Here is a 26,284-nt window from a genome sequence, read left to right as displayed (position 1 = left end):
CCCCCGCCGCCCCGCCCCCAGCCGACTTCGCCACGCTGTTCCAGGCGCACCGCGGCATTGCCGCGAAAGTGGCCGGCAGCTATTGCCGGGATCCGGACGACCGTGCCGACCTGATCCAGGAGATCGCCGCGCAGGCCTCGCGGGCCTTCCCCCGCTACGACCGGCAGCGGCCGTTCTCCACCTGGCTGTACCGGATCGCGCTGAACGTGGCGATCGGCGACCTGCGCGGGCGCAGCCGCGCGCACCGGCAGACCCTGCCGCTGCAGGACCTGGACATCGCCGACCCGCACGCCGCCGACCCGGAGCGCGAACGCCAGGTGCAGGCCCTGTACCGCTTCATCGCGCAGTTGCCGGCGCTGGAGCGGGCGCTGGCGCTGCTGTACCTGGACGACCGCCCGCAGCGCGAGATCGCCGAGATCCTGGGCATCGGCGAAAGCAACGTCTCCACCAAGATCGGCCGCCTCAAGCAACGCCTCCGCGACGAACTCTGACTCTTCCACAGGACCCGCCCCATGCACCCCGACGAACTGAAACAAGCCTGGCACGCGCTGGACCAGCGCCTGCAACGCCACGACCGCCTGCAAGCGCAGCTGCTGCTGCAGCACAACCTGCAGCGCGTGCAGCGCAGCCTGCGCCCGCTGCTGTGGGGCCAGCTCCTGCAGCTGCCGTTCGGCCTGTGCTGCATCGCCCTGGCCGGCCTGCTGTGGAGCCGCGGCGGTGCGCTGCCGGCGTACCTGATCGCCGCCGGCGTGGTGGTGCATGCCTATGGCGTGGCCACCGTGGCGCTGGCCGGCATCGTCCTGGGCCGGCTGCTGCAGATCGACTACAGCGCACCGGTGCTGGAGATCCAGCGCCGGATCGCGCGCACCCGGCGCTGGTACGTCGGCAGCGGCTTGGTCTGCGGGCTGTCGTGGTGGCTGCTGTGGGTGCCGGTGCTGATGGTGCTGGCCGCGCTCGCCGGCATCGACCTGCTGGCGCGGGCGCAGGCCGTGGTGTGGATCGGGCTCGGCGTCGGGGTGGCGGGTCTTGCGGGCAGCGCATGGCTCTATCGCTGTTCGCGCCATCCCGGGCGGCCGCGGCTGCGGCGCATCGTCGACGACAGCCTGGGCGGAGCGAGCCTGCGCAAGGCCAGCGGTCTGCTCGACGAGGTGGAGCGTTTTCGGCACGACTGAGGGCGCAGCCACTGCGTCGCGGTACACGCGCAGATGTCCAGCGCGGCGTGCGCGGCGCGAAGTCCGAGCGTTTCGTCCGCGAATGACCGACAATGGGCGCCGATTTCCGAACAGCGTCCCCCAATGCAGACCATCGATCTCCAATTAGAAAGCGACTACGTCGAACTCAAGCACCTGCTGAAACTGACCGGCGTGTGCGACAGCGGCGGCGCGGCCAAGACCGTGATCAGCGAAGGCCAGGTGCGCGTGGACGGCGAAGTGGAAGTGCGCAAGGCCTGCAAGATCCGCGCGGGCCAGGTGGTGGCGCTGGACGACGTGCAGATCCGGGTGATCGGCAAGGCATGAGCATGGACGGCGCGCCTTGCGCGTCGCTTGCCCGGTGGCACGACGCGGCAGCAGCGCCATGCTGATCAGCATCGGCATGCGCAACATCGCGCCGTCTGCGGACGATCCGCTGCACGACGTGTACGAAGTGCTGGTCGATCCGGCCGCAGCGCGGCCGCTGTGCCTGGCGCAGTCCATCCATGGCGGGCATGCCGACCGTGGCGGCGCGATCTTCCTGGGGCTGGACGAGCTGGATGCCTGGGCCGGCGACTGGCGCCTGCACCTGCGCCACGCCGACTGCGCCTGGGCCATCGCGCCGATCGAAGCGGCGCAGCGCTCGGGCGATGTGCAAGGCGCCCTCGCCCAACTCATCGCCAGGGCTGACGAACGGCGTCTCGGCGACACGCCGCAGCGCTAGGCGCTTTCCTGCATCGGTCCCAGGCAACGATATTTTTTGTGGGAGCGACTTCAGTCGCGACGGGCGTTACCGGTAGAGCCCGTCGCGACTGAAGTCGCTCCCACAATTACTTCGCCGAACGAATAGGACAGCCGGCATCCGCGTGCCGATCAATCCGCCATGCCACCACCGCCTTTTGTAGGAGCGGCTTCAGCCGCGACCGGAACTTTCCTGGTGACACCCTGTCGCGGCTGAAGCCGCTCCTACAGGGTGCATGTAGGCAGGCGCAAGAAGCGTTGCGGTGGCGCTGGCCTGGCGGCTCGGCTGTCGCTGTGGCTCGCCGAGCAACGGATATGCCTCCCAACATCCCACGCGGGTCCGCGCCTCAGCGCGCACCCACCGCCGCGCGCTGGGTCAGGTGCGCGGCGATCGCGCGCTTGAACGGCGCCACCCGGTCGGCCACGCGCAAGGCCGCGTTGCGCAGCGCGCGCGCCGGCAGGCGGTCGTCGGTGTACAGCGCGGCGATCGCATTGGTCGCTTCGTACAGCGGGCGCGTGGCCAGGCGGTGGCCGCGTTCGTAGCCGGCCAACAGGGCCGGCGCGGCGATGTCGCGGCCCTGCGCCGCGGCCGCATGCAGCGCGCGCGCCAGCCGCGCCTGGCTCTGCAGGCCGAAATTGAAGCCGTGCGCGGTCACCGGATGCATGCCCACCGCGGCATCGCCGATCAGCGCGTAGCGCTTGCCGACGAAACGTCGCGCGTACACCGCGACCAGCGGATACACCTGCGGCCGCACGATCGGCGTCATCGCGCCGAGCCGATGCTCGAAGCGGGCGCTGATCTCCGCACCCAGCGCGGCTTCGTCCATGTCCAGCAGCGCCTGCGCGCGATCCGGCGGCAGGGTCAGCACCGCCGAGGCCTGGTTGCCGTGCAGCGGCAGCAGCGCCAGGGTCTGGCCGTAGCCGAACCACTCCCACGCGGTGTGGTGGTGCGGGCGCTCGTGACGCACCCGGCATACCAGCATGCTGCGGCCGAAATCGCGCATCTGCGCGCCGATGCCGAGCATGCGCCGGGTCGTCGAGAAACGGCTGTCGGCCGCCACCACCAGGCGCGCGGTCAGCGCCTGGCCATTGGACAGGCGCAGCTGCGCCTGGCTGTCGTCGCTGCGCAGCGCCTGCACCGAGACGCCGTCGAGCAAGGTCAGGCCCGGCTGCGCCTGCACCGCGGCGAACGCGGCGCGGCGGATCAGGTGGTTGGGCACCAGCCAGCCCAGGTCGCCGCGGCGGTCCTGGCTGGCGGCGAAGGTCAGCGCGAATGGCGAGGAGCCGTTCATCACCCGCGCATCGCGCAGCGGCGCGATCGCGTCCGGATCGATCCGCGACCACAGGTCCAGTTGCTCGAGCAAGCTGCGCGAGGCGTGGGTCAGCGCGATCTCGCGGCCATCGAAGGCGGCCTCGGCCAGGGCCGCGCGCGGCTGCGGCTCGATCAGCGCCAGCGACAGGCCGCTACCGGCCAGCGACCGGGCGAAACACAGGCCCGCGGGGCCGGCACCGACAATGGCGATATCCACATGCATCGCTGCGCTTCCTGTCCAAGACGCAGCCAGCATAAACCCGCCGCGGCGCGCGGCATTGATCTGGATCAGCGCTGCGGCAAACGGTCGCAGCGTCGCGCTTCGAACGCGATGCGCGCAGCCTCAGACCAGCGCCCACACCAGTTGCAGGATCGACCACAGCGACACCACCCACACCAGGCTGCGCAGATAGGGCACGCCCGCCGCGTACAACGGCACATAGGCCAGCCGTGCCCAGAAATACAGTTGCGCCGCCAGCGCGGTATGCGCACTGCCCTTGCCCATCGCCACCACCGCCAGCGCCGCGGCGGCGAAGAACGGGAAGGTCTCCAGGAAGTTGCGCAGCGCGCGGTCCAGGCGCCCGGCGACGCCGCCGGGCGGCGGCAGCGTCGCGTCGCGCGCGCCGGCATTCCACTTCAGGCCGCGCTGCGCGGTGACGAACGCGGCGGCCAGCAGCAGTTGCACGATCCCGAGCAGGATCGCCCAGGCCAGCATGCGGATTTCGATACTCATCGACACCTCGGTCGGTTGCGAAAAACTAAGGAGCGACGCGCGCGTGCGCGTCAGTTCGGCGGACCGACGTGGTAGCCGACCAGGCGCCAGGTCTTGTCCTCATCCAGGCGCAGCGAGACCAGCTCGCGCACCGGCTGCGGCGCGTTGGCGAACCGGCTGGGGAAGCTGATGTTGACGTAGACCCCCGGCGGCACCTGCGAACCGGCCGCGTACTGCACCCGCGCCACGCTGGCCACGCCGCGGCCGAGCAGCGCGCCGAGCCGTGCGCGGCTGGCATCGACCTGGCGCACGAACACATCGCGCGCGACGGCCTTCTTGGCCACCGCGGATGCGCCATCCCACAGCTCGCCGCTGCGTCCGGCGTCGACCAGCTGCGCGGCGCGCAGGCCGGCCTGCGCCATCTGCGCATCCTGCTTGGACAGCGGTCCCGGCGCGGCAGGATCGGCACGCTTGGCCGCGGCGGGTTTCGCGGCGGCGGGCTTGGGCGCCGCTGGCTCGGCCGGCGCGGACTGCGCGGGGACGCTCTGCGTCGGTGCGGTCTGCGCCGCCGCAGCGAACACGGCAGCGCCCAGCAACGCGGGGAACAGGCGAAGTGACAACGGCATGGGCATCGCTCAGGCAGCGCGGTGACGGCGGGGGCCGCAGTCTACGCCGGCCACGCGCGCCTGCGCAGCGACGCTCATGGCTCCTCGCCCGGCGCGGTTGCGGTCACCGGCACCGCATAGCGCTGCCGGTGCCAGGCATGCCAGCTGACGCCCAGGGCCCAGGCGGTGCCGCCCAGCAGGCCGGCCAGGCTCAGCAGCGAGGCGATGCGCGCCAGGATCTGCGCATGCGCGCCGCTGGCGAAGTGCAGCAGCAGTTCGGCGGCCACAAAACCACCCAGCACCAGCAATGCCGGCGGCAGATAGAGCCGCACCATCAGCCTGGTTCCGATCGCCATGCGCCTGCTCCCGAAGTGGATGACGCGGACGCTAGCGCCGCCGCGGTGCCTGGCGCGTGAACACCGGGCGCAGCGCGCAACCGGCGTTCAGGCCCCGGGCGAGGCCAGCGGCAGCGTGGCCACGTCGATTTCCGACAGCGGGCTCTCCGCCGGGCAGGCCTGGTCGGGGAAGCCGAAGCGCTGCTTCAGCGCCTGGCCGCAGGCGGTCAGCGTCTCCAGGTCCACGCCCTTGGCCTTGCACTCGTGGTCGAAGGCGATCAGGAACGCGTCCTTGCGCCGCACGAAATCGTCGCCGCACTTGCGCAGCTGCTTGATCCGCTCCAGGTCGTCCTGCACCGCGTTGGTCCCGTCCAGCCCGTACTGCTTGAGTTCGTCGCTGCTGAGCAGGCGCAGGCTGCGATTGGGCACGGTCATCATCAGGTCGGCCACCGCCACCGCCACGCCGTTGCGCTCCAGGTAGTCCTTGACGTTGCCGTAGACCTCCTGCAGTTCGCGATTGAGCTCGGCGCGCGAAGTCGCTGTGGAACTGATCCGCATCATGCGGTGGATGCCGACCTTGCCGGAGATCAGCCGGTTGTCGCCGGCGGCGAGCACGAACACGCAGGCGCTGTGGCAGATCGAGCCTTCGCGCACCCAGATGGTCCAGCCGGACTCGCCGATCGCATCGCCGGCGCGGATCGCGGCCTCGACCTGGCCGCCGCTGGAATCCAGGTCCAGCACGCGCTTGCCGATGCCGGCGTGCGCGGCGACCTCGGCCAGGCGCCGCACCATCTCGGCGAAGCCGGCGTTGATCTTGCCTTCGTAGCGCACCCGCAGCAGGCCGCGCTCGCGGCAGGGCGCCAGCGCCGCCTCGATCGTCGGCCGGTCCAGCCCGGCCAACGCCTCGCCGTCGCCGGCCTCGGCCGCATAGTCGGTGTCGCAACTGACGAAGGCCTCGCCGTTCTCCAGCGCCGCCTGGTCCCAGACGTCGGGATCGGGCTTGGGCGTGGTCGCAGGCCGCGGCGCGGGCGCCGGCGGCGGCGTGCCGACCGACACCATGTGCTCGCCGTCGCCGGGCGGGCTGTCGGCCACGGTCCTGCCGGCGGATGGCGCGCCCTGCTGACACGACAACAGGGCGACGCAGCACAACGACAGCCACCAGGTTTTTGACGGAAGAGGCAAGCAGGACATCCGCGAAGGAAGAGACGGCGCTTTCGAAGGTGCGCGTCGCTAGTCTAGTGCCGATACGCATTCGGTTCCCAACTGCGCCTAAACCGCAGGCATCCCCCACAGCGGCATCCGCATGCACCCATGCCGGGGCCGATGCATCCATGTCCGAAAACGGCGAGTCCGGCGCGCCGGCGCGGACTAGACTGGCCGCATGCCGCACACCACGCCCGACGATCACGACCTGTACGACCGCGCCCGCCAGTCCCGCGATGCGCGCTTCGACGGGGTGTTCTTCACCGCCGTGCGCAGCACCGGCATCTACTGCCGGCCGGTGTGCCCGGCACCGCCGCCCAAGCGCAGCAACGTGCGCTACTACCCCAGCGCCGCCGCCGCGGCCGCCGCCGGCTACCGTCCGTGCCTGCGCTGCCGGCCGGAGCTGTCGCCGGAAGCGCAACAGCACCTGGGCGAGGAATCGGTGCAGCGTGCGCTGGCGCTGATCGCCGAGGGCGCGCTGCAGGACGCCAGCGTCGAACGGCTCGCCGCCGACGTCGGGCTCAGCGCGCGCCAGTTGCAGCGCGTGTTCGTCGCCCAGCTCGGCGCCACCCCGGCCGCGGTGCATGCGACGCGGCGCCTGCTGCTGGCCAAGCAATTGCTGACCGAGACCGCGCTGCCGATCACCCAGGTGGCGCTGGCAGCCGGTTTCAACAGCCTGAGGCGCTTCAACACCGCGTTCCTGGAGGGCTGCGGCATGCCGCCGTCGGCGATCCGCAAACAGCGCGCCGAGGTGCCCGGCGGCGACCTGCTGCTGCGCCTGGGCTACCGCCCGCCGCTGGATTTCGCGGCCATGCTGGCGTTCCTGCGCAAGCGCGCGATCCCCGGCATCGAGCGCATCGGCGAGGCCAGCTACGAGCGCGTGCTGGGCCCGCTCGACGCCTCCACCAGGATCCGCGTCGAGGCCGATCCGCAGCGCCACGAATTGCGCCTGCAGATCGCCGCGGCCGATCCGCGCGCGATTCCCGACATCGTGCGGCGGGTACGCCGCATCTTCGATCTGGATGCCGACCTGCGCGCCGTGCACGCCACGCTCGGCACCGAGCCGCTGCTGGCGCGCGCGATCGCGCGGCGCCCGGGACTGCGCGTGCCCGGCGGCTGGGACGGCTTCGAAGTGGCGGTGCGCGCGGTGCTCGGCCAGCAGGTCAGCGTGGCCGGCGCGGCGACCCTGGCCGCGCGCCTGGTCGAGCGCCACGGCGCGCAGCGGCCCGGCCAGCCGTCCGGCCTGGACCGCGCGTTCCCGGCGCCGCAGGACCTGCTGGACGCGCCGCTGGAGGCGATCGGCCTGCCGCGCTCGCGCGCCGCCACGATCCGCGCGCTGGCCGCGGCGGTGGTGGACGGACGCCTGCCGTTCCGCGCCGGTCAGCGCCTGTCCGACTTCGTCGAACGCGCCACCGCCCTGCCCGGCATCGGCGCCTGGACCGCGCACTACATCGCGCTGCGTGCGCTCGGTCAGCCCGATGCGTTCCCGGCCGGCGACCTGGTCCTGCAACGCATGCTCGGCGCCGACGGCGCGCGCCTGAGCGAACGCGCCACCGACGCCCGCGCGCAGGCCTGGCGGCCATGGCGCGCCTATGCCGTGCTGCACCTGTGGCATCTGGCCGGCGATCCACCCGAGGAGACTCCCGATGATTGAGCAACGCCTGTACTACGACGCCTTCGCCACCCCGATCGGCGAGCTGACCGTGGCCGTCGGCGACGACGGCGTGCGCCACATCCTGTTCCCGGAGAACCGCTACGACGCGCGCGGCCGTGCCGACTGGATCCGCGACGCGGCGCCGGTGCGCGCAGCGCGCGAGCAGTTGCTGGCGTATTTCGCCGGCGAACGCAGCCGCTTCGACCTGCCGCTGGCGCCGCGCGGCACCGCCTTCCAGTGCCGCGTGTGGCAGGCGCTGGCGCAGATTCCGTTCGGCGCGACCTGGAGCTACGCGCAGCTGGCGCGGCATATCGAGCAGCCACGTGCGGTGCGCGCGGTCGGCGCCGCCAACGGCCGCAATCCGCTGCCGATCGTGCTGCCCTGCCACCGGGTGATCGGCGCCAACGGCACCCTGACCGGCTTCGGCGGCGGCCTGCCGACCAAGGCCGCGCTGCTGGCGTTGGAGCGGCGTGGCGCCGTCGAGGCGGACGGCGCACCGGCGTCGTTGTTCGACTGAACCACGGCGCGGCTGTCCCCCGAAAACAACTGAGCGCACCGCGGTGCAGGACGATCGCTCCCTTCTCCCTGTGGGAGAAGGTGCCCCGAAGGGGCGGATGAGGGTACGGGCGAAGCCTGGAAATTCTGGCGTATCGGATCGCCCGTGCCGCCGGACCCTCACCCCAACCCCTCTCCCGATGGGAGAGGGGCTGCTGCGTCCGCAGCGCTTCGCAACCCTTGCCGAGTCACTCCCACGCCACGTTGCCGACGGCACAGACCGCGTCGTCACCGCCCGCGTTCGACGGAATAACGTGCCCAAGCGCGCAACGCCACACTGCGCCGGGCATGAATGTGTGGACGAGGCGACAGGCCCACGCGATGGCGCGCATGCGACAATCCGCGCATGCAGTCGCCCGATCCCGTGCCGCCGCCGCGCATGCGCCATCGCCTACGCCCTTTGCTTTCGCACGAGAGCTGGAAACAGCGCGCGGTGCTGTGGGGCGGCGCGGTCGCGGTGGCGCTGGTCGCGATCGTGTTCGCCAAGGCCAGCGACGCGGCCTTCCACCTGTTCCAGCGCATCATCGCGCACTCGCCGTGGTGGGCGCTGCTGCTCACGCCGAGCGTGTTCGCGCTGCTCGCCTGGCTGACCAACGGCGTGTTGCGCCCCACCCGTGGCAGCGGCATCCCGCAGGTGATCGCCGCGCTGGAACGGCCCGACGACGCCTTCCGGCAGACCAACCTGTCGCTGCGCGTGTCCGCCGGCAAGCTGCTGCTGACCACGCTGGCCTTGCTGGGCGGCGCCTCGGTCGGGCGCGAAGGCCCGACCGTGCACGTCGGCGCCAGCCTGATGTACGTGCTCGGGCGCTGGTTCGGCTTCCGCGATCCGCGCCAGGCCTCGCATTTCCTGCTCGCCGGCGGCGCCGCCGGCATCGCCGCGGCGTTCAACACGCCGCTGGCCGGGGTGGTGTTCGCGATCGAGGAACTGAGCGGCCGCTTCGAACACCGTTTCTCCGGCACCTTGCTGACCGCGGTGATCGTCGGCGGCGTGATCTCGCTGGGCCTGCTCGGCAACTACACCTACTTCGGCAAGGTGTCGGCGGCGCTGCCGCTGGGCCGGGCGTGGCTGGCGATCGTGCTGTGCGGGGTGGTCGCTGGCCTGCTCGGCGGCGCGTTCAGCCGCATGGTGCTGGCCACCGTCGCCGGCAAGCCGCGCTGGCTGGGCGCGCTGCGCGCCCGCCATCCGGTACTGCTGGCCGCGGCCTGCGGCCTGGCCCTGGTCGCGCTGGGCCTGATCTTCGGCAACGGCGCGTTCGGCACCGGCTACGAGCAGGCGCGCAGCCTGGTGCAGGGCCACGCCAGCGTCGGCCACGAGTTCGGGCTGATGAAGCTGCTGGCGAACCTGGTGTCGTACGTGGCCGGCATTCCCGGCGGCCTGTTCTCGCCGGCGCTGGCGGTCGGTGCCGGCGTCGGCCACAACCTGGCGGTGCTGATGCCGGACGTGGATCCGCGCACCTTCGTGCTGCTCGGCATGTGCGCCTATCTGACCGGCGTCACCCAGGCGCCATTGACCTCGGCGGTGATCTCGCTGGAACTGACCGACAGCAGCGACATGCTGCTGCCGATCCTGGCCACGGTGCTGATCGCGCGCGGCGCCTCGGCGCTGGTGTGCCGCACGCCGATCTATCGCGGCCTGGCCGAACACCTGCTGGCGGTGCCGAGCGTCGCCGAGCCCGAACCCGAGCCGACGCCGCTGACCACCGACCTGGCCGGCGACAGCGGCGAGGACGATCCGCCGCGCTGAGCGCCGACTCCGCGAGTCGCTTCGCGCCGGCCCCTCACCCCAACCCCTCTCTCCCACGGGGACTTCCTTCGGTCGCCGGGGGGAGAGGGGCTTAAGCTGCACCCTGCCGCGTTTTTTCGAGGCAAAAAAAACGCGGCGCAAGCGCCGCGTTCTTCCGTACTGCTGGAGCCGAGGCTCAGCCGGCCTTGGCGACCGTCTTCTTGGCCACGGCCTTCTTCGCCGCCGGGGCCTTGACCACCGACTTCTTGGCGACCGGCGACGCGGCGCCCACGGCCACCTTGCTCACGCTGTGCGAGCGCGAATTGCCATAGCTGGCGTTGTAGCGCTTGCCCTTGGCGGTCTTGCGGTCACCCTTACCCATGCTCATCGACTCCTGAATGTGTGTGCGAAAATCCCCGCGCGGTGCACGGGTTTGGCGAGGCCAACGCGGTCAGCGCCCTCGCGCAAGGGCGGCAAGCCTATCACGTGCGCTCAGTGGGCGCAGCTGGCGTCGTGCACGTGGCCGTGGTTCAGGCGCAGGTTGAGCAGGTGCGCGAGCCCGACCAGGGTGCCGCCGAAGGTCATGATCGCCGCGTGCGGCGCCACCGCATGGTGCAGCGCCGGCACCAGCATGCCCGCCCACAACGACAGCAGACCCAGCAGCAGCAGGCCCAGCGCCTGCCAGGCGCGATGCCGGCGGTAGCCGAGCACCAGGCTGAACAGGCCCAGGCAGGTCACGAACAGCACCAGCGTGCGTTCCACGCCATCGCCCAGCCACACCGACAGGCCCAGCGAGGGCAATACGGCCAATGCCAGCGGCAGCAGCGCGCAATGCACCGCGCACAGCAGCGAACCGGTGGCGCCGAGGCGGTCGAGCAGTGCGCGCAGATCGGAGGTGGGCGACATGACTTCCAGCACAGTGGTGATTGCGTTATAGAATAATATAACATTACCCGGCCGGCGACCAGGGGGTCGCCACGCCCCCCATGCCATGCCTGCCGTCGCCTCCGCGCGGCGCACGCGAGCGCCCGCGCTCGCCTGGCGGCGCCTTTTTTCCCTCCCATTCGGTATGCCTATGTCCTCCTCCCGCTCCCGCTCGCTCCGTCGCACCGCCCTGTTCCTGGCGCTGGGCGGCCTGCTCAGTCCCGCCCTGGCCCTGGCCGCCGATGCGTCCGCCGCGGACGCCGCCACGCCGCCGGCCAGCGACAGCCGCCATGCCGAGGGCCGCAAGCAGGACCGCCACGTGAAGGACATGGACGCGGTGGTGGTCACCGCCAGCCCGCTGCGCGACGCCGCCGGCGACCTGAGCCAGCCGGTGGAGGTGCTGGCCGGCGAGCGCCTGGACGAGAACCGCGGCGCCAGCGTCGGCGAGACCGTGGCCAGCCTGCCCGGCGTGCAGAGTTCCAACTTCGGCCCCGGCGTGGGCCGGCCGATCATCCGCGGCCTGGACGGCCCGCGCGTGGCGGTGCTCAGCGACGGCCTGTCCACCCAGGACGTGTCCACCGTCAGCCAGGACCACTCGCCGGCCGTGGAATCGTTCCTGGCCGACCAGATCGAAGTGCTGAAGGGACCGTCCACGCTGCTGTACGGCTCCGGCGCGATCGGCGGCGTGGTCAACGTGGTCGACGGGCGCATCGCCGAGACCCCGGTGGACGGCGTGCACGGCCGCGCCGAAGTGCGCTTCGACGGCGGCGACAAGGACGGCAACACCGACATGTTCCGGGTCGATGCCGGCAACGGCAGCGGCCTGTCGATCCATGCCGACGGCGTGTACCGCAACCAGAAGGACTACGACACCCCGCAGGGCCGCCAGGCCAATTCCTTCCTGGACACCAAGACCGGCTCGATCGGCGCCTCGCTGGCCGGCGACTGGGGCTTCGTCGGCGTGTCGGCCTCGCGCTTCCGCGACAACTACGGCAACCCGGGCGAACCCGGCGACCTGGCCGCCGGCGAGCGCGGCGTGTCGCTGCGCATGCACCAGGACCGCTACGAGCTCAAGGGCGGGCTGACCGATCCGTGGGGCGACGGCAGCGCGCTGCGCTACAGCTTCGGCCACACCGCCTACACCCACACCGAGTTCGAAGGCGAGGAAGTGGGCACGGTGTTCGACAAGCGCGCCAACGAAGGCCGCGTCGAAGCCTCCTTCACCGTCGGCGGCGGCTGGCAGACCGCGTTCGGCGTGCAGGGCAGCGATTCCACCTTCCAGGCGATCGGCGAAGAGGCGTTCGTGCCGAAGACCGACACCCGCGCCATCGGCGTGTTCGCCGTGGCCCGCAACAACTGGGACCGCGTCACCGCCGAAGTCGGCGCGCGCGTGGACAAGGTCAAGTACGAGACCGACACCGGCGTGGACCGCGACTTCACCCCGAAGAGCTTCTCGCTCAGCGGCGGCTTCCGCTTCAACGAGCAATGGCGCCTGACCGCCAACCTGGATCACGCCGAGCGCGCGCCGGCCGAGGAGGAACTGTTCGCCGACGGCCCGCACATCGCCACCCTCGCCTACGAGATCGGCGACGCCGACCTCAAGCCGGAGAAGGCCAACCAGGCCGAGCTGGGACTGAACTTCAAGAACACCTGGGTGGATGCCAAGGTGGCGGCGTACTACAACCGCTACGACGATTTCATCTACATCGTCGATACCGGCGCGCAATGGTTCCATGAGGAAGACAACGACTTCCTGCCGATCCGCCAGTGGACCCAGGCCGACGCGATCTTCCATGGCTTCGAGGGCGAGGCCACCTTCCACCTGGCCGACAACGACAGCGGCGCCTGGGACCTGCGCGTGTTCGGCGACACCGTGCGCGCGCGGCTGAAGGACGGCGGCAACCTGCCGCGCATCGCCCCGGCACGCTACGGCGCGCAGCTGCGCTGGGACGCGAGCAACTGGCGCGCGTCGCTCGGTGCGACACGCTACCAGAAGCAGGACAAGGTGGCGGTCAACGAGACCCCGACCGACGGCTACACGCTGGTCGATGCGCACCTGGCCTACCACGTCGATGCCGGCGCCACCGCGTGGGAAGTGTTCCTGGACGGCAACAACCTGACCGACCAGGACGCGCGCGTGCACACCTCGTTCCTGAAGGACGACGTGATGCTGCCGGGCCGCAATGCCTCGTTCGGCGTGCGCCTGTTCTTCTGACGCGGCTCCCCTCCCGCCCGCGCCGGAAGCGAGGCCGCCTCAGGGCGGCCTCTTTTTTTGTGTCCCCGCCATGATGGGGCAGCGCTCCCAAAAGGCGCCGCGCGCAGCAGGTCCGTTCGGAAAACGAAAGCGGCGCACAGCCAGCGCTTCGGCGCGCGATCGCGCGCGCTCCCGGATTGATTATCCGACGCCCGGATCCGCTGTCGTCGCGCATATGCACAGGCCGCACCGGAACCATTCCGGCCGCCAAAGCCGGGGTGCGCGGGCTCCCGTGCCAGATGCGATGCGGGCCAAGGAAGCGGCCTCGGTCATTTCGGTTTTCGGCCCCGCGCGTTCGCCTTGGTCGGCACCGTCTTTCCATGCTCATTCCACCAGGCGGTGAGCGCCTGCATCGTGGGACCAAGGCCTCGCGCCTTGTCGGTCATCGCGTACTCCACGCGCGGCGGAACCTCCGCATAGACGGTGCGTGAGATCAGGCCGTCCAGTTCCAGCTCGCGCAACTGCGACGTCAGCATGTGCTGGGTGATGCCCGGGATCGACTTGCGCAATTCGCCGAAGCGATACACCCGCTGATTGAGCAGCCACATGATCTCGAGCTTCCATTTGCCCGAGAGCATGGAGAACGCACGGCGCATCTCATCCTGCATGGTGAAATCACCTTTCGATTTCATTGGTCTGCTTTTCCATACTTGGTGTCGATAATTCATCCTACTTGTGCGGATTCATCAAGCGCGTAAATTCTTATACATGCTCTTTGCCGCAGCGCAAACGAGCGAACGAGCGAACGAGCGAAACGAAAATCGACAAAAGGCCTTGCCCAGGCGCGAGGCGACCGGAAACAACCATGACCCCGATCATTATCTATTGGATCAGCACGGCGCTATTGTCGCTGCTCTATCTGAGCTCCGCATTTGTATACGCGAGCAAAGCAGCGTGGGTCCGGCGGATCCTTGCCGAGCTGCATTATCCTGCCGCCTACCTCGTGCCGCTCATGATCGTGGTGAAGCTGCTCGCGCCGCTCGCGATCCTGTCGCGTTTCAGCGTGCCGCTGAGCGACCTGGCCTATGCCGGCATCTTCTTCCACCTGCTGCTGTCCGGGTCTGCGCACCTTGGCGTGCGCAAGCCGAAAGGCGCGCTGCCGGCCGTCGTCGGCCTGGCCCTGCTGGCCGCGTCCTTCACCACGCAGAACGCCGCGCGCGAGGTGCCCTCGCCCTATGCCGCGACCGCTGCGATCCACCACACAACACCCCCACTGAACGGAGCAACGAAATGGCACGACTGAATGGAAAGATCGCGCTCGTCACCGGCGCCACGCGCGGGATCGGCCGCGCCACCGCCAGGCTGTTGGCGGCCGAAGGCGCCAAGGTGGCCGTGCTGTCGCGCACCGCGGCCACTGTCGACGCCGTCGTGGCCGAGATCGAGGCCGCCGGCGGCACCGCGATCGGTATCGCCGCCGACATCAGCGACGCGCAACAGATCAAGGCGGCGGTGAACAGGGCCGTGGAAGCGTTCGGCGGGCTCGACATCCTCGTCAACAACGCCTTCGATCCGTCGGCGCCGTTCTCTTCCGTCATCGAACTGTCGGCGGAGCAGTTGCAGCGCAATTTCGACACGGGGCCGATCGCCTATCTGCGCACCATGCAGGCCGCCTATCCGTATCTGAAGGCCAGCGGCGAAGGCCGCGTCATCAATTTCGGCTCATCGGCCGGCGTGGTCGGCTTGGCTGGCTATACGCCCTATAACATGGCGAAGGAGGCGGTCCGCGCCCTGACCCGCACCGCTGCGCGCGAATGGGGCGCCGACCGGATCACCGTGAACAACGTCCTGCCCGTGGCCGAGACCTGGGGTCCGGAACACGACGTGCCGCCGCCGACCAATGCGTTGGGCCGCTTCGGGCAACCGGAGCCGGATATCGCCCCTGTCGTGCTGTTCCTCGCGACAGCGGATTCACAGTTCATCACGGGATCCAGCCTGACCCCCGACGGCGGACTCATCATCGACAGCGCCCGCTGAGACGCTGCGGCGCCGCACCGCTGCGCCGCGTGCCCTTCAACAAGGAAAACGCCCATGAAAACGCATGCACTCACCATCGACACGATCGACCCGCAGGCACTGGCAGCGTGGTGGTCGCAAGCCCTGGGCGTCGCGATCGGCACCGATCACGGCGTGCTCGTCACCCTGGACACGCCACCGCACCTCCTCCCTTTGCAGTTCTTCAAAACCGAACGGGCGACAACGGGGCGCAACAGGGTGCATCCGGATTTCAGGACGCCGGACCTGGACAAGGAGACCGAGCGCCTGTCCGCGCTCGGTGCGAGCGTAGTACAGAAATACGAACTGCCGCAGATCCGCTTCACGACTCTGGCCGACCCGGAAGGCAACACGTTCGATCTCATCCAGGAGTGATCGGGCGCAGCGATCCTCTCCAACCAGGAGGATGCGACCGGCACAGGGGCAAAGCGTCGCATCGCCGCTGTGGCACTGCCGAAAACGAACGGCCCGCTGTCGTGTCCGCTCTGCGTATCGATGGTGCCAGGTATTGGCGACAAGGCGCGCGCCGGTCCACCGGCCATTCGCAGCAGGAGACGCTGCAGCGCTGCGACGAAGCGATCGGCGCGGCAGCGCCTGCGCAGCGCCTCGCACGCGACGCCCGGCGGCGGCGATCGGCCTGCGCAGCCTGTCACGCAAACGCTGCCTCTACCGCGCTGCACAATGGCCTGGCCGCGCAACGGCGTTACAAAGAGTCCCGCGCGATGCCCCCTGCGTCGCGCTGTGCCGGCCGATCCCGCGTTGACCTGCGCTGCGCGCGCGGGCCGCCATGCGCACCGGCGCACCGTTGCGAATGAAGAAAGGAGAGATTCTTCATGAAACCTGCCATGCCCCTGCGCCTGCTGCCGCTGTCCATCGCCGTCACCCTGCTTGCACCAACGGCGTTGGCGCAGACCGCCACTGCGCCCGCCGCGCCCACAACGCAGTCCGACGCCACCACCCTGGATACCGTGGTGGTCAGCGGCACCGCGCGCTTCAAGGGCCTACGCAAGCGCGACGCCAGCTTCTCGATCACCACCGCCACGCCCGAACAAATCCAGCAGGCGGTGCCGCAGAGCAGCGCCGACCTGCTGAAGATCGTGCCCGGCGTGTGGGCCGAGCCCAGCGGTGGCGGCACCGGCGCCAACATCTTCGTGCGCGGCATGCCGTCAGAAGGCGATGCGCCGTTCGTCACCTTCCAGCTCGACGGCTCGCCGCTGTTCCCGCCGCCGACGCTGTCGTTCCTGGAAAATTCCACCCTGTTCCGCACCGACGACACCGTCGAGCGCCTGGAAGTGCTGCGCGGCGGCTCCAGCCCGATCTTCTCCAACGGCCAGGCCGGCATCACCGCCAACTTCATCCAGAAGCAGGGCCAGGACGAGCCGGCGGGCAGCGTGCGCCTCACCGGCGGCAGCGACAATCTGCGCCGCATCGACCTGTTCAACAGCGGGCCGATGGGCAACGGCTGGTACTACAGCATCGGCGGTTTCTTCCGCGAGACCGACGGCGTGCGCGACCCGCAGTTCTCCGCCGACAAGGGCGGCCAGTTCAGCGCCACCCTGAGCAAGCGCTGGGACAGCGGCGACCTGACCTTCTACGCGCGCCACACCGACGACAACAACGCCTTCTACACCGCGATCCCGCTGCTGTCGCGCAACAACGGCAGCGACCTGTCCAGCTTCCCCGGGCTCAACGCGCAGACCGGCACCCTGCTCAGTAACGACTTCCGCAATGTCAGCCTGCCGGTCGGCCCGAATGGCGAGACCGTGCAGCGCGACCTGGCCGATGGCCGCGGGGTCAACATCGACGTGTTCGGCGGCGAACTGAACTGGCAACTCGGCGATTGGACCCTCGCCGACCGTTTCAGCGTCATGGGCGGCACCGCGCCGACCTATGCGTTGTTCACCGGCGATGCGCCACAGCGCCTGGGCGACGTCATCGCCGGCTACGGCAGCACCGGCAGCGCCAGCTATACCAACGGCGGCGGCGCGGTCGATCCCGACCAGCAGGTGCTGGAAGCCGGCTGGTGGTCGGTGGACAAGCGCCTGAACTCCTTCACCAACGACCTGCGCCTGAGCCGCGAGCTGTTCGCCGGCAACACGCTCACCATCGGCAGCTACTACGCCAAATACTCATCCAACGACACCTGGTACCTGGGCAACACCATGCTGCTGACCGCGCAGAACCACGCGCGGCGCATCGACGTCAGCCTGGACGACGGCCGCCAGCTGACCCGCGACGGCTTCACCAGCACCGCCTTCTTCGCCCTGCGCGCGCACTACGACGGCGAGAACACCGCGGTGTTCGTCGCCGACGAATGGGAACTGGACGAACGCCTGCGCCTGGACCTGGGCGTGCGCTACGAGCGCCAGCGCGTCACCGGTACCGTGCACGACACCGCCACGGTGGACCTGGACGGCAACCCGGCCACGCTGTACGACAACGCCACCTCGGTCTCGCTGCCGAGCGCGCGCCGCATCGACCAGGACGACAATGCGCTGTCGTGGACCGCCGGCCTGAACTTCAAGCTCGACGACCACAACAGCCTGTTCGCGCGGGTCAATTCCGGGGTCAAGTTCCCCGGCTTCGACAACCTGCGCGACGGACAGACCAAGGTGCAGGACATCGACCAGTACGAACTGGGATTGAAGTCCGGTGCGGCCGCCTACGACCTGTACCTGACCGCGTTCTACAACACCTTCAAGAACTCGCCGTTCCAGGCCTTCCTGGCCAATGGCAGCAACTTCACCACGGTCGGCGATTCGCGCGCCTACGGCCTGGAGGTGGAAGGCGCGATCCGTCCGTTCGGCGGCTTCGAACTGGCCGGCACCGGGGTATGGCTGGACGCCAAGTACCGCAACTACCGCGAGTACACCGGCAACCAGGTGATGCGCCAGCCCAAGCGCCAGTTTAGGCTGACCCCGAGCTACTACTGGATGCTGCCGTTCGGCGACCTGCGCGTGTTCGCCACCTACTCCTACATCGGCGAGCGCTACGCCGACCTGGCCAACAGCCAGCGCCTGCCGTCCTACGACATGCTCGACGTCGGCGCCAGCCTGCATGCCGGCGAGCACTGGGAAGTCACCGCCAGCGGCAGCAACGTGACCGACGAGCTGGGCCTGACCGAAGGCAACGTGCGCGTGCCCGGCGCGGCCACCGGCGGCGTGTTCATGGGCCGCCCGATCGCCGGCCGCCAGTACCAGGTGTCGGTGGCGTATCGCTGGTAGCGCTTGCGCATTGCCACCGCCGAAATTTACGATCGGCACGCTGTCGTAGGAGCGGCTTCAGCCGCGACAGGCGCTATCCGTAGCGCCTGTCGCGACTGAAGCCGCTCCTACAGGAACGCAAAACGCTGCACCCTTGCGAAGCCCCGAATCCCGGCGACATCACCACCCCACCACCCTCCCTTCGCAATCTCTTCGCGACGCCGCTGCAATGCTCGGGCATGGGCGTCTCAGCGCGCCCGTGCGCCGGTGCCGCGATGGCGGCACCGCTACCCAGGTCGAACCGCCGATCCGTTGCTGCGCCAACGCAGCGATGCGGCGGTCCCCCAGGCAGGAGAGACCGATGCAGCACGATCCCCACCCTTCCCAGGCCGCGCCCGGCGCCGCCGACCCCACGCACGATGCCGGGCTGAGCGACGACGAGGCCGCGCTCGCGCGCCGGCTCGGGATCAGCGGCCTGTCGCGGCGCGAATTCCTCGCCCTGCTGTCGGCCGCCGGCCTCAGCAGCGCGGGCGGGCAGATCGTCTTCAGCGACGCCGCCTTCGCCGCGCCGGCCCCCAGTGCGGCCACGCCGCAGAACGCGATGCCGGTGGTGCTGCAGGTCAACGGCCAGCGCCACGCCCTGCAGCTGGACCCGCGCACCACGCTGCTGGACGCGCTGCGCGAACACCTGGCGCTGACCGGCACCAAGAAAGGCTGCGACCACGGCCAGTGCGGCGCCTGCACGGTGATCGTCGACGGCGAGCGGCGCCTGTCCTGCCTGACCCTGGCCGCGCAGGCCGAGGACGCGCAGATCACCACCATCGAAGGCCTGGCCGACGGCGAACGGCTGCATCCGATGCAGGCCGCGTTCGTGCAGCACGACGGTTTCCAGTGCGGCTACTGCACGCCCGGGCAGATCTGCTCGGCGGTGGCGCTGCTCAATGAGATCACGCGCGGCGACGCCAGCCATGTCAGCGCCGACGTCAGCCAGCCGGTCACCGAACTCAGCGACGCCGAGGTGCGCGAACGCATGAGCGGCAACATCTGCCGCTGCGGCGCCTATCCGAAGATCGTCGCCGCGATCCAGGACGTGCACAGCGGCGGCGCGCCGCGCCCGCTGACCTGGCGCTACGTCGACCAGTCCCAGCTGACCGCGCTGAAGCTGGCGAAGGAGGTGGCCGATGACGCCGTTTGACTACCGGCGCGCCAGCTCCGCCGAAGACGCGGTGCGCCGCGTCGCCGCCAATCCGAACGCGCGCTTCCTCGGCGGCGGCACCAACCTGCTCGACCTGATGAAGGAAGGGGTGACCGGCGCCGACGAGATCGTCGACCTGACCCGGCTCAAGGGCCTGGCCGAGATCGCCGAAACCGCCGACGGCGGCCTGCGCCTGGGCGCGCTGGCCAACAACACCCACACCGCCAACCACCCGCTGGTGCGCCAGCGCTATCCGCTGCTGAGCCAGGCGATCCTGGCCGGGGCGACGATGCAGTTGCGCAACATGGCGACCAACGGCGGCAACCTGCTGCAGCGCACCCGCTGCGGGTATTTCTACGACACCGCCCTGCCCTGCAACAAGCGCACTCCCGGCAGCGGCTGCGGCGCGCGCGAGGGGCTCAACCGCACCCATGCGATCTTCGGCCACAGCGAACACTGCGTGGCGGTGCATCCGTCGGACATGTGCGTGGCCCTGGCCGCGCTGGAGGCGACGGTGCAGGTGCGCACGCCGGCCGGCACCCGCCGCGAGATTCCCTTCGCCGACTTCCACCTGCTGCCCGACGCCCGCGCCGACCTGGACAACCAGCTGGCGCACGGCGAGTTGATCGAGTCGATCACCCTGCCCGCGCAGCGCTTCGCCGCGCACAGCCACTACCTGAAGGTACGCGACCGCGCTAGCTACGCGTTCGCACTGATCTCGGTGGCCGCGGCGCTGGCGCTGGAGCCGGACGGGCGCATCCGCGAGGCGCGCATCGCGATGGGCGGGGTGGCGCACAAGCCATGGCGCGCGCACGCCGCCGAACGCGCGCTGGTCGGGCAGCGCGTCGGCGAAGCCGCCTTCGCCGCCGCCGCGCAGGCGGAGATGGCCGCCGCGCGCCCGCTGGCGCACAACGCCTACAAGGTGCCGATGGGCACGCACGCGATGATCCGCGCCCTGCACCGCGCCAGCGGCAGCGACGCCGCGTGAGCACCGAACCGGAGAACCCGCAATGAACTACATCGGCAAGGAAATGCGCCGCGTCGACGGCTACGCCAAGGTCACCGGCAAGGCGCGCTATGCGGCGGAATTCCAGATCCCGCACCTGGCCCACGGCTACATCCTCACCAGCACCATCGCCAAGGGCCGCATCGTGCGCATCGACACCCGCGCCGCCGAGGCCGCGCCGGGAGTGATCAAGGTGCTGACCCATCTGAATTCGGTCAAGCCGGTGTCCGACGAGGTGAAGAAGAAAGGCGAAGACCTGTCGTTCCGCGCGCTGGTCGACGACCGCATCCATTTCAGCGCGCAACCGATCGCGGTGGTGGTCGCCAGCACCTTCGAGCAGGCGCGGCATGCGTCGCGGCTGATCCAGGTGGACTACGCCGCCGAAACCGCGCACACCGATTTCGATGCGCTGCTCGGCCAGGCGCACGATCCGACCCCGGAGGAATCGCCGAAGCCGCGCGGCAACCCGGCCGCCGCGTTCGCCGCGGCCAAGGTCAAGGTGGAAGCCGCGTACACCATGCCGATCGAGCACCACAACCCGATGGAACCGCATGGCGGCATCGGCTACTGGATCGGCGACACGCTGACCGTGGTCAACAAGAGCCAGAACGTGCACCAGGACCGCGAGCAGCTGGCCGGCTACTTCGGCATTCCGATCGAGCGGGTCAACGTGGTGTCGCTGTTCGTCGGCGGCGCGTTCGGCTCGTGCCTGCGCCCGAACTACTACACCTTTCTGCTCGGCGCGGTGTCCAAGGCGGTCGGCCGCCCGGTCAAGATCGTCTACACGCGGCGACAGATGTTCAGCGGCCACGGCTACCGCCCCTACTACCGGGTGGAACTGGGGCTGGGCGCCGACGCCGCCGGCAAGCTGCAGGCGATCCGCTACCGGCACGTGCTCAACACCTCGCGCATCGAGGCGTTCAACGAGGCCTTCTTCCGCAACGCGCGCTCGCTGTACGCCTGCCCCAACGTCGAGGACCGCTTCGAGGTGGTGGAGACCGACCTGCCGACGCCGCAGGCGATGCGCGCGCCCGGCACCATCAGCCAGATGTTCGGCATCGAGTGTGCGATGGACGAGCTTGCCTACGCGCTGAAGATGGACCCGCTGCAATTGCGCCTGGCCAACTACGCCGACACCGATCCGGAAACCGGCAAGCCGTTCTCGAGCAAGGCGCTGCGCGAATGCTATTCGCTCGCTGCCGAGACCTTCGGCTGGAGCAAGCGCACGCCCGAGCCGCGCTCGATGCGCGACGGCCGCCTGCTGGTCGGCTGGGGCATGGCCACCGGCACCTGGGCGGCGATGCAGATGCCGGCGCTGGCGCGGGTGGTGCTCAAGGCCGATGGCAGCGCGCAGGTCGGCAGCGCCACCGCCGACATCGGCCCCGGCACCTACACGGTGATGACCCTGATCGCCGCCGAATACCTGGGGCTGGACGCCAAGCGCGTGCAGTTCGAACTCGGCGACACGCGCCTGCCGAAAGCGCCGTCGCAGGGCGGCTCGTGGACCACCGCCAGCGTCGGCAGCGCGATCCACGGCGCCGCACGCGAGATTCGCGGCAAGCTGCTGGAACTAGCCAGGCAGGACGGGCAAGCCGCGTTCGCCGGGCTGGACGTGGACAAGGTGGAACTGGCCGACGGCCGCCTGCAGCCGATCGGCAAACCCGATGCCGGCCTGGACGTGGCCAAGCTGATGCGCCAGCACGGTTTGCAGCAACTGGACGTGGTGCACGAGTCCAAGCCCTCGGCCGAGCGCAAGAAGTACGCCACCGCCGCGCACGGCGCGCAGTTCATCGAGGTCAAGGTCGATCCGGACACCGGCATGGTGCAGGTGACCCGGGTCATCGAGGCCACCGCCTGCGGCAAGATCATGAATCCGCTGACCTCGCACAGCCAGGAGATCGGCGGCGTGGTGATGGGCATCGGCATGGCGCTCAGCGAAGGCACCGAGGTCGATCATCGCTACGGGCGCATGCTCAACGCCTCGCTGGCCGATTACCACGTGCCGGTCAATGCCGACGTGCACCTGATCGAGACCATGTTCGTCGAGGAGAACGACACCATCGTCAACCCGCTCGGGGTCAAGGGCATGGGCGAGCTGGGCATGGTCGGCATCCCCGCGGCCATCGCCAACGCCGTGTTCCACGCCACCGGCAAGCGCATCCGCGAACTGCCGATCACCCCGGACAAGCTGATCGGCTGAGCCGCCATGCCTGCCACCGATTGACCGCGCGCGTTCGGCGGCAGGCCATCGCGCGCACCTCACCCACCTGTAGGAGCGGCTTCAGCCGCGACGCTTTGCCAATGGAGACGGGTCGCGGCTGAAGCCGCTCCTACAACACCTGTCGATCGAGCGTAACCTAGCGCCTACGGATCCAACCAGCCGCGTTCCACCGCGGCCTGCACGTCCTGCGGCGTGTCCAGGTCCAGCGCCAGCGCCGGGGCGACGATGCAGCCGAGGCTGTCCGGCGCCATCGCATCGAACAGGCCACGCAGTCCCTGGTCGCCGCCCAACGGCAACGCACGCCAGCACGCCTGCGCCACCACTGCCGGCATGCCGCGCACGCCGGCGTAGGCGCTGACCGCGCAACCGGAGGCGGCGCGGCGCGATGCGGCCAGCAGATCCTGCAAGTGCGCCGCCTCCAGCGCCGGCTGATCGCAGCCGAGCACCAGGCTGTGGGTGATCGACGCATCTCCCTGCAGCGCCGCGCGCAGGCAGGCCAGGCTTCCGCCCATGCCGGTCGACCAATCGCGATTGACCACGATCTCCACCGAAAGGTCGTCCAGCGCCGGGCGCAGCGTCTCGGCCTGCGCCCCCAGCACCACCACGCAGCGCGCCGGCGACGATGCCAGCGCCAGCCGCGCCGTGCGCCGCAGCAAGGGCTCGCCGTCGCGGGTCAGCGCCTGCTTGGCGTGGCCGAGGCGGCGGCTGGCACCGGCGGCGAGCACCAGGGCGGCATGCGCGTTGCTCATCGCGCCGCACCCCGCGCGCCGCTGTCGGCGCGCAACGGCGCGGGCGGGGCCGATGCGACATCGCCGCCGTGCAAGCGGGTCACGCTGCACCGGTTCGGCTCCGGGATGGCGCCGGCTCGCTGCATGCTGCGGGTGCCCTGCAATTGCGCGGCGATGCTCAGCGCGATCGCCTCCGCGCCGCTGCCGCCGAGGCGCAGCCCGATCGGCGAATGCAGCCGCGGCAGCAGTTGCGCGTGCTGCTGCGGGCGCAACAGCCGGAACAGGTCCTCGCGCCGGCGCGCGGGCCCCAGCAGGCCCACGAACGGGATCGCGCTCGCCGCCAGCGCCGCCAGCGCCTCGCGGTCCAGTTCGAAATGATGGTGCATCACCAGTGCCGCGTCGCTGTCGGCGCATTCGTCCAGCGCGCGGGTCGGCGTGCACGCCAAGGCCTGGTCGGCCAACGCCGCCTGTCCCGCCCAGCGCGGACGCTGTTCCACCAGCGTGGTCATCCAGCCCAGTTGCCGCAGCAGCGGCAACAGCACGGCGGTTTCCGGGCCGGCACCGAACACGCTGACCCGCGGCGGCGGCGGCACCTGCACCTGGCCGCCGCAAGCCGCCGCGCCTGCCCATCCCTGGCATCGCAAACGCCACTGCAAGGTCTCGCCGGCCACCGCCGCGACGATGCCGCCGTCGGCGTCCAGCGTCAGGCGCAACGCACCGCGCCGCTGCAGCCATGCCTGCGCCAGGCGTTCGAACCCGGGCAGGGCGCGCAACGGCAGCAAGGCCAGATGCAGGCGGCCACGGCAGCCCACCGCCGAACCGGACAGCAGGTCCTCGTCGTCGCGCGTGTCGATGTCCATCCAGGCCAGTTCGCCCGCGGCCGCCGCGGCCGCCGCGCACCGCGCGATCTCCGGCTCCAGGCAACCGCCGCTGAGCCAGCCCTGCTGCGCGCCGTCGGCGCCGAACAGCGCCACCGCGCCGGCATGCGCGTAGGTGGAGCCTTCGGTGGCCATCGCCACCGCCAGCACCGCGGGCGTGCGCTGCCGGCAGGCGGCGATGGCATCGTGGAAACAGTGTCTGGCAGCGGACATGCGGCGGCACAGGCTGGGGGTTGGAACACAGCCTAAGCAGCGGTCTGTGGTGACGAGGTGACTTGGCGGCGACGAACGCGTCACGGCGCGAACGCGCAGGCTCGCCGCGCAGCGCGGCAAACCAGCAGGATTATGCAATCGGCATCGTGCCGCGCCGCGCATCATCTGCTGCGCTGCTTTCGACGCGGGAACTGCAATGGACGCTCACACGACGCACACCGACATCGCCGATCCTGTCAGGCGCCGCCTGCTGCTCGGCGCCGCCGCATTGACCGCCCTGCCCCTGGCAGGCATCGCCGCACCGGGCCGAACCGGCCTTTCCCCCACGCCTGCGGCCAGCCCGCACGCCCATCAGGAGACCACCATGCCCAGCATCACCACGCAAGACGGAACCGAAATCTTCTACAAGGACTGGGGCACCGGCCAACCCATCGTGTTCCATCACGGCTGGCCGCTCAGCGCCGACGACTGGGACGCGCAGATGCTGTTCTTCGTCGCCCAGGGCTACCGCGTCATCGCCCACGACCGCCGCGGCCATGGCCGTTCCACGCAGACCGCGACCGGCAACGACATGGACACCTACGCCGCCGACGTGGCCGCGCTGGCCAAGCACCTGGACCTGAAGAACGCCATCCACGTCGGCCATTCCACCGGCGGCGGCGAAGTGGCGCGCTATGTCGCCAGGCACGGCGCCGGCCGCGTGGCCAAGGCGGTGCTGATCGGCGCGGTGCCGCCGATCATGCTCAAGACCGAGAACAACCCGGGCGGCCTGCCGATCGACGTGTTCGACGGCTTCCGTACCCAGCTGGCCGCCAACCGCGCGCAGTTCTACAAAGAGGTGCCGGTGCCGTTCTACGGCTACAACCGCGACGGCGCCAAGGTCTCGCAGGGCGCCATGGACAACTGGTGGCGGCAGGGCATGATGGGCGGCGCCAAGGCCCACTACGACTGCATCAAGGCGTTCTCGGAAACCGACTTCACCGAGGACCTGAAGCAGATCGAGGTGCCGGTGCTGGTGCTGCACGGCGACGACGACCAGATCGTGCCGATCGCCGACTCGGCGCTGCTGTCGGCCAAGCTGGTCAAGCACGCCACGCTGAAGGTCTACAAGGGCTACCCGCACGGCATGTGCACCACCCACCCGGAACAGATCAACCAGGATCTGCTGGCCTTCTTCAAGGCCTGATCCGCTCCGTCGACCGCCGCCGCGCGCAAGCGCGGCCGGCACGGCATGGCGGCCGGCCCGGCCGCATGCCGCGCCGGGCGGACGCCAGGCCTAGTGCTGCGCCGTGCTGGAAAACACGTTGATGACGATCACCCCGGCAACGATGAGCGCCATGCCGGCGAGCGCCGGCGCATCGAGCTTCTGCCCGAACTGCAGCCATGCCATCAGCGAGATCAGCACGATGCCGATCCCCGACCACAGCGCATAGGCGATGCCCATGGGAATGCTGCGCAAGGTCAGCGACAGGAAATAGAACGCGACACCGTAGCCGAGGATCGCCAGCAGCGACGGCCACAGGCGGGTGAACCCCTCGCTCGCCTTCAACGACGACGTCCCGGCGACTTCGCCGACGATCGCGATCAGCAGGAAAAGCCAGTGCTTCATCGCAGTCGCCTCTCGCCGCGGGGGCCTGAAG

Annotated in this window: 26 protein-coding genes and 1 pseudogene; 16 read left to right on the top strand and 11 right to left on the bottom strand. The window is 70.1% G+C overall.

The genetic code is table 11. From position 1 onward, the window contains the following. Positions 1-35: 35 nt before the first annotated feature. The 4 genes from JR064_RS19800 (at position 36) to JR064_RS19785 (ending at position 1,914) form a co-directional block, all read left to right on the top strand. Complete coding sequence (locus tag JR064_RS19800; RefSeq protein WP_206230856.1) at positions 36-491, top strand: RNA polymerase sigma factor; 456 nt, start codon at positions 36-38, stop codon at positions 489-491. Between the two features lie 21 nt (positions 492-512). Then, positions 513-1,172, top strand: coding sequence for a serine/threonine protein kinase (locus tag JR064_RS19795; RefSeq protein ID WP_206230855.1), 660 nt, complete (start codon positions 513-515; stop codon positions 1,170-1,172). Between the two features lie 123 nt (positions 1,173-1,295). Then, positions 1,296-1,517, top strand: a complete 222-nt coding sequence (locus JR064_RS19790) for an RNA-binding S4 domain-containing protein (protein ID WP_179565964.1) — start codon at positions 1,296-1,298, stop codon at positions 1,515-1,517. A gap of 58 nt (positions 1,518-1,575) precedes the next feature. Beyond that, the gene (locus JR064_RS19785) at positions 1,576-1,914 is read left to right on the top strand and encodes a hypothetical protein (protein ID WP_191825641.1); all 339 of its coding nucleotides are present in this window, start codon (positions 1,576-1,578) and stop codon (positions 1,912-1,914) included. A 364-nt stretch (positions 1,915-2,278) separates the two neighbouring features. On the opposite strand, the gene ubiM is transcribed toward JR064_RS19785, so the two are convergent. From ubiM to JR064_RS19760, 5 genes are all read right to left on the bottom strand, one after another. Beyond that, complete coding sequence (gene ubiM / locus JR064_RS19780) at positions 2,279-3,466, bottom strand: 5-demethoxyubiquinol-8 5-hydroxylase UbiM (protein ID WP_191825642.1); 1,188 nt, start codon at positions 3,464-3,466, stop codon at positions 2,279-2,281. Positions 3,467-3,586: 120 nt separating this feature from the next. Then, the gene (locus tag JR064_RS19775; RefSeq protein ID WP_218848113.1) at positions 3,587-3,976 is read right to left on the bottom strand and encodes an MAPEG family protein; all 390 of its coding nucleotides are present in this window, start codon (positions 3,974-3,976) and stop codon (positions 3,587-3,589) included. A gap of 50 nt (positions 3,977-4,026) precedes the next feature. After that, positions 4,027-4,581 carry a DUF4019 domain-containing protein gene (locus JR064_RS19770; RefSeq protein ID WP_206230854.1) on the bottom strand — a complete coding sequence of 185 codons (555 nt, stop codon included), beginning with the start codon at positions 4,579-4,581 and terminating at the stop codon, positions 4,027-4,029. Positions 4,582-4,655: 74 nt separating this feature from the next. After that, a complete protein-coding gene (locus JR064_RS19765; protein ID WP_179565974.1) occupies positions 4,656-4,916 on the bottom strand; it encodes a hypothetical protein in 261 nt (86 codons plus the stop codon). Between the two features lie 87 nt (positions 4,917-5,003). Further along, entirely contained in the window at positions 5,004-6,086 is a 1,083-nt protein-coding gene (locus tag JR064_RS19760; protein WP_206230853.1) for a COG3904 family protein, read from the bottom strand. 190 nt (positions 6,087-6,276) lie between these two features. Here JR064_RS19760 and JR064_RS19755 point away from each other — a divergent pair, with 190 nt between their 5' ends. From JR064_RS19755 to JR064_RS19745, 3 genes are all read left to right on the top strand, one after another. After that, positions 6,277-7,752, top strand: coding sequence for a DNA-3-methyladenine glycosylase 2 family protein (locus JR064_RS19755; protein ID WP_206230852.1), 1,476 nt, complete (start codon positions 6,277-6,279; stop codon positions 7,750-7,752). Further along, on the top strand, positions 7,745-8,269 hold the full coding sequence (locus tag JR064_RS19750) for a methylated-DNA--[protein]-cysteine S-methyltransferase (RefSeq protein WP_179565980.1): 525 nt from the start codon (positions 7,745-7,747) through the stop codon (positions 8,267-8,269). Before JR064_RS19755 ends, JR064_RS19750 begins: the two co-directional genes overlap by 8 nt. A 384-nt stretch (positions 8,270-8,653) precedes the next feature. Further along, positions 8,654-10,051, top strand: coding sequence for a chloride channel protein (locus tag JR064_RS19745; RefSeq protein ID WP_206230851.1), 1,398 nt, complete (start codon positions 8,654-8,656; stop codon positions 10,049-10,051). Between the two features lie 175 nt (positions 10,052-10,226). On the opposite strand, the gene JR064_RS19740 is transcribed toward JR064_RS19745, so the two are convergent. Both JR064_RS19740 and JR064_RS19735 read right to left on the bottom strand, forming a co-directional pair. Continuing rightward, positions 10,227-10,412 carry a 30S ribosomal protein THX gene (locus JR064_RS19740; RefSeq protein ID WP_003468076.1) on the bottom strand — a complete coding sequence of 62 codons (186 nt, stop codon included), beginning with the start codon at positions 10,410-10,412 and terminating at the stop codon, positions 10,227-10,229. Positions 10,413-10,522: 110 nt separating this feature from the next. Continuing rightward, positions 10,523-10,936 carry a MerC domain-containing protein gene (locus JR064_RS19735; protein WP_145707752.1) on the bottom strand — a complete coding sequence of 138 codons (414 nt, stop codon included), beginning with the start codon at positions 10,934-10,936 and terminating at the stop codon, positions 10,523-10,525. Positions 10,937-11,105: 169 nt separating this feature from the next. Between JR064_RS19735 and JR064_RS19730 the strand changes: the two genes are divergently transcribed. Further along, the gene (locus JR064_RS19730) at positions 11,106-13,169 is read left to right on the top strand and encodes a TonB-dependent receptor (protein WP_241093183.1); all 2,064 of its coding nucleotides are present in this window, start codon (positions 11,106-11,108) and stop codon (positions 13,167-13,169) included. A gap of 308 nt (positions 13,170-13,477) precedes the next feature. Here the strand turns inward: JR064_RS19730 and JR064_RS19725 are convergent, their stop codons facing one another. Beyond that, the gene (locus JR064_RS19725; RefSeq protein WP_206230849.1) at positions 13,478-13,840 is read right to left on the bottom strand and encodes a winged helix-turn-helix transcriptional regulator; all 363 of its coding nucleotides are present in this window, start codon (positions 13,838-13,840) and stop codon (positions 13,478-13,480) included. 173 nt (positions 13,841-14,013) lie between these two features. Here JR064_RS19725 and JR064_RS19720 point away from each other — a divergent pair, with 173 nt between their 5' ends. The 7 genes and pseudogenes from JR064_RS19720 to JR064_RS19690 all read left to right on the top strand — a co-directional run bounded on the left by JR064_RS19720 (position 14,014) and on the right by JR064_RS19690 (position 22,804). Further along, positions 14,014-14,451: a DoxX family protein gene (locus JR064_RS19720; protein WP_206230848.1), complete on the top strand. Its 438-nt coding sequence runs from the start codon at positions 14,014-14,016 to the stop codon at positions 14,449-14,451. After that, positions 14,439-15,182: an SDR family NAD(P)-dependent oxidoreductase gene (locus JR064_RS19715; RefSeq protein ID WP_191825648.1), complete on the top strand. Its 744-nt coding sequence runs from the start codon at positions 14,439-14,441 to the stop codon at positions 15,180-15,182. Before JR064_RS19720 ends, JR064_RS19715 begins: the two co-directional genes overlap by 13 nt. Positions 15,183-15,218: 36 nt before the next feature. Then, positions 15,219-15,575: pseudogene (locus JR064_RS19710) on the top strand (VOC family protein); the annotation flags it as partial. A gap of 458 nt (positions 15,576-16,033) precedes the next feature. Further along, positions 16,034-18,424 carry a TonB-dependent receptor gene (locus JR064_RS19705; protein WP_206230847.1) on the top strand — a complete coding sequence of 797 codons (2,391 nt, stop codon included), beginning with the start codon at positions 16,034-16,036 and terminating at the stop codon, positions 18,422-18,424. Positions 18,425-18,764: 340 nt separating this feature from the next. After that, positions 18,765-19,598: a 2Fe-2S iron-sulfur cluster-binding protein gene (locus JR064_RS19700; protein ID WP_206230846.1), complete on the top strand. Its 834-nt coding sequence runs from the start codon at positions 18,765-18,767 to the stop codon at positions 19,596-19,598. Beyond that, positions 19,585-20,586 (top strand): FAD binding domain-containing protein, encoded by a 1,002-nt coding sequence (locus tag JR064_RS19695; protein WP_179566000.1) that lies wholly within the window; start codon positions 19,585-19,587, stop codon positions 20,584-20,586. The genes JR064_RS19700 and JR064_RS19695 overlap by 14 nt, the downstream gene beginning before the upstream one ends. A 22-nt stretch (positions 20,587-20,608) precedes the next feature. Next, a complete protein-coding gene (locus JR064_RS19690; protein ID WP_206230845.1) occupies positions 20,609-22,804 on the top strand; it encodes a xanthine dehydrogenase family protein molybdopterin-binding subunit in 2,196 nt (731 codons plus the stop codon). Between the two features lie 164 nt (positions 22,805-22,968). Here JR064_RS19690 and JR064_RS19685 read toward each other — a convergent pair whose 3' ends face one another. Beyond that, positions 22,969-23,574, bottom strand: coding sequence for a nucleotidyltransferase family protein (locus tag JR064_RS19685; RefSeq protein ID WP_206230844.1), 606 nt, complete (start codon positions 23,572-23,574; stop codon positions 22,969-22,971). Next, entirely contained in the window at positions 23,571-24,644 is a 1,074-nt protein-coding gene (locus JR064_RS19680) for an XdhC family protein (RefSeq protein WP_206230843.1), read from the bottom strand. The genes JR064_RS19685 and JR064_RS19680 overlap by 4 nt, the downstream gene beginning before the upstream one ends. A gap of 364 nt (positions 24,645-25,008) precedes the next feature. Between JR064_RS19680 and JR064_RS19675 the strand changes: the two genes are divergently transcribed. Beyond that, on the top strand, positions 25,009-25,830 hold the full coding sequence (locus JR064_RS19675) for an alpha/beta fold hydrolase (protein ID WP_206230842.1): 822 nt from the start codon (positions 25,009-25,011) through the stop codon (positions 25,828-25,830). A 90-nt stretch (positions 25,831-25,920) separates the two neighbouring features. Here the strand turns inward: JR064_RS19675 and JR064_RS19670 are convergent, their stop codons facing one another. Then, positions 25,921-26,253, bottom strand: coding sequence for a DMT family transporter (locus JR064_RS19670; RefSeq protein ID WP_206230841.1), 333 nt, complete (start codon positions 26,251-26,253; stop codon positions 25,921-25,923). Between the last annotated feature and the right edge of the window lie 31 nt (positions 26,254-26,284).

It is taken from the genome of Xanthomonas bonasiae (genome assembly GCF_017163705.1).
GTDB lineage: Bacteria > Pseudomonadota > Gammaproteobacteria > Xanthomonadales > Xanthomonadaceae > Xanthomonas_A > Xanthomonas_A bonasiae.
Note: the sequence above shows the minus strand (reverse complement) of the source record. Positions and strands in the feature narration are given on the sequence as shown.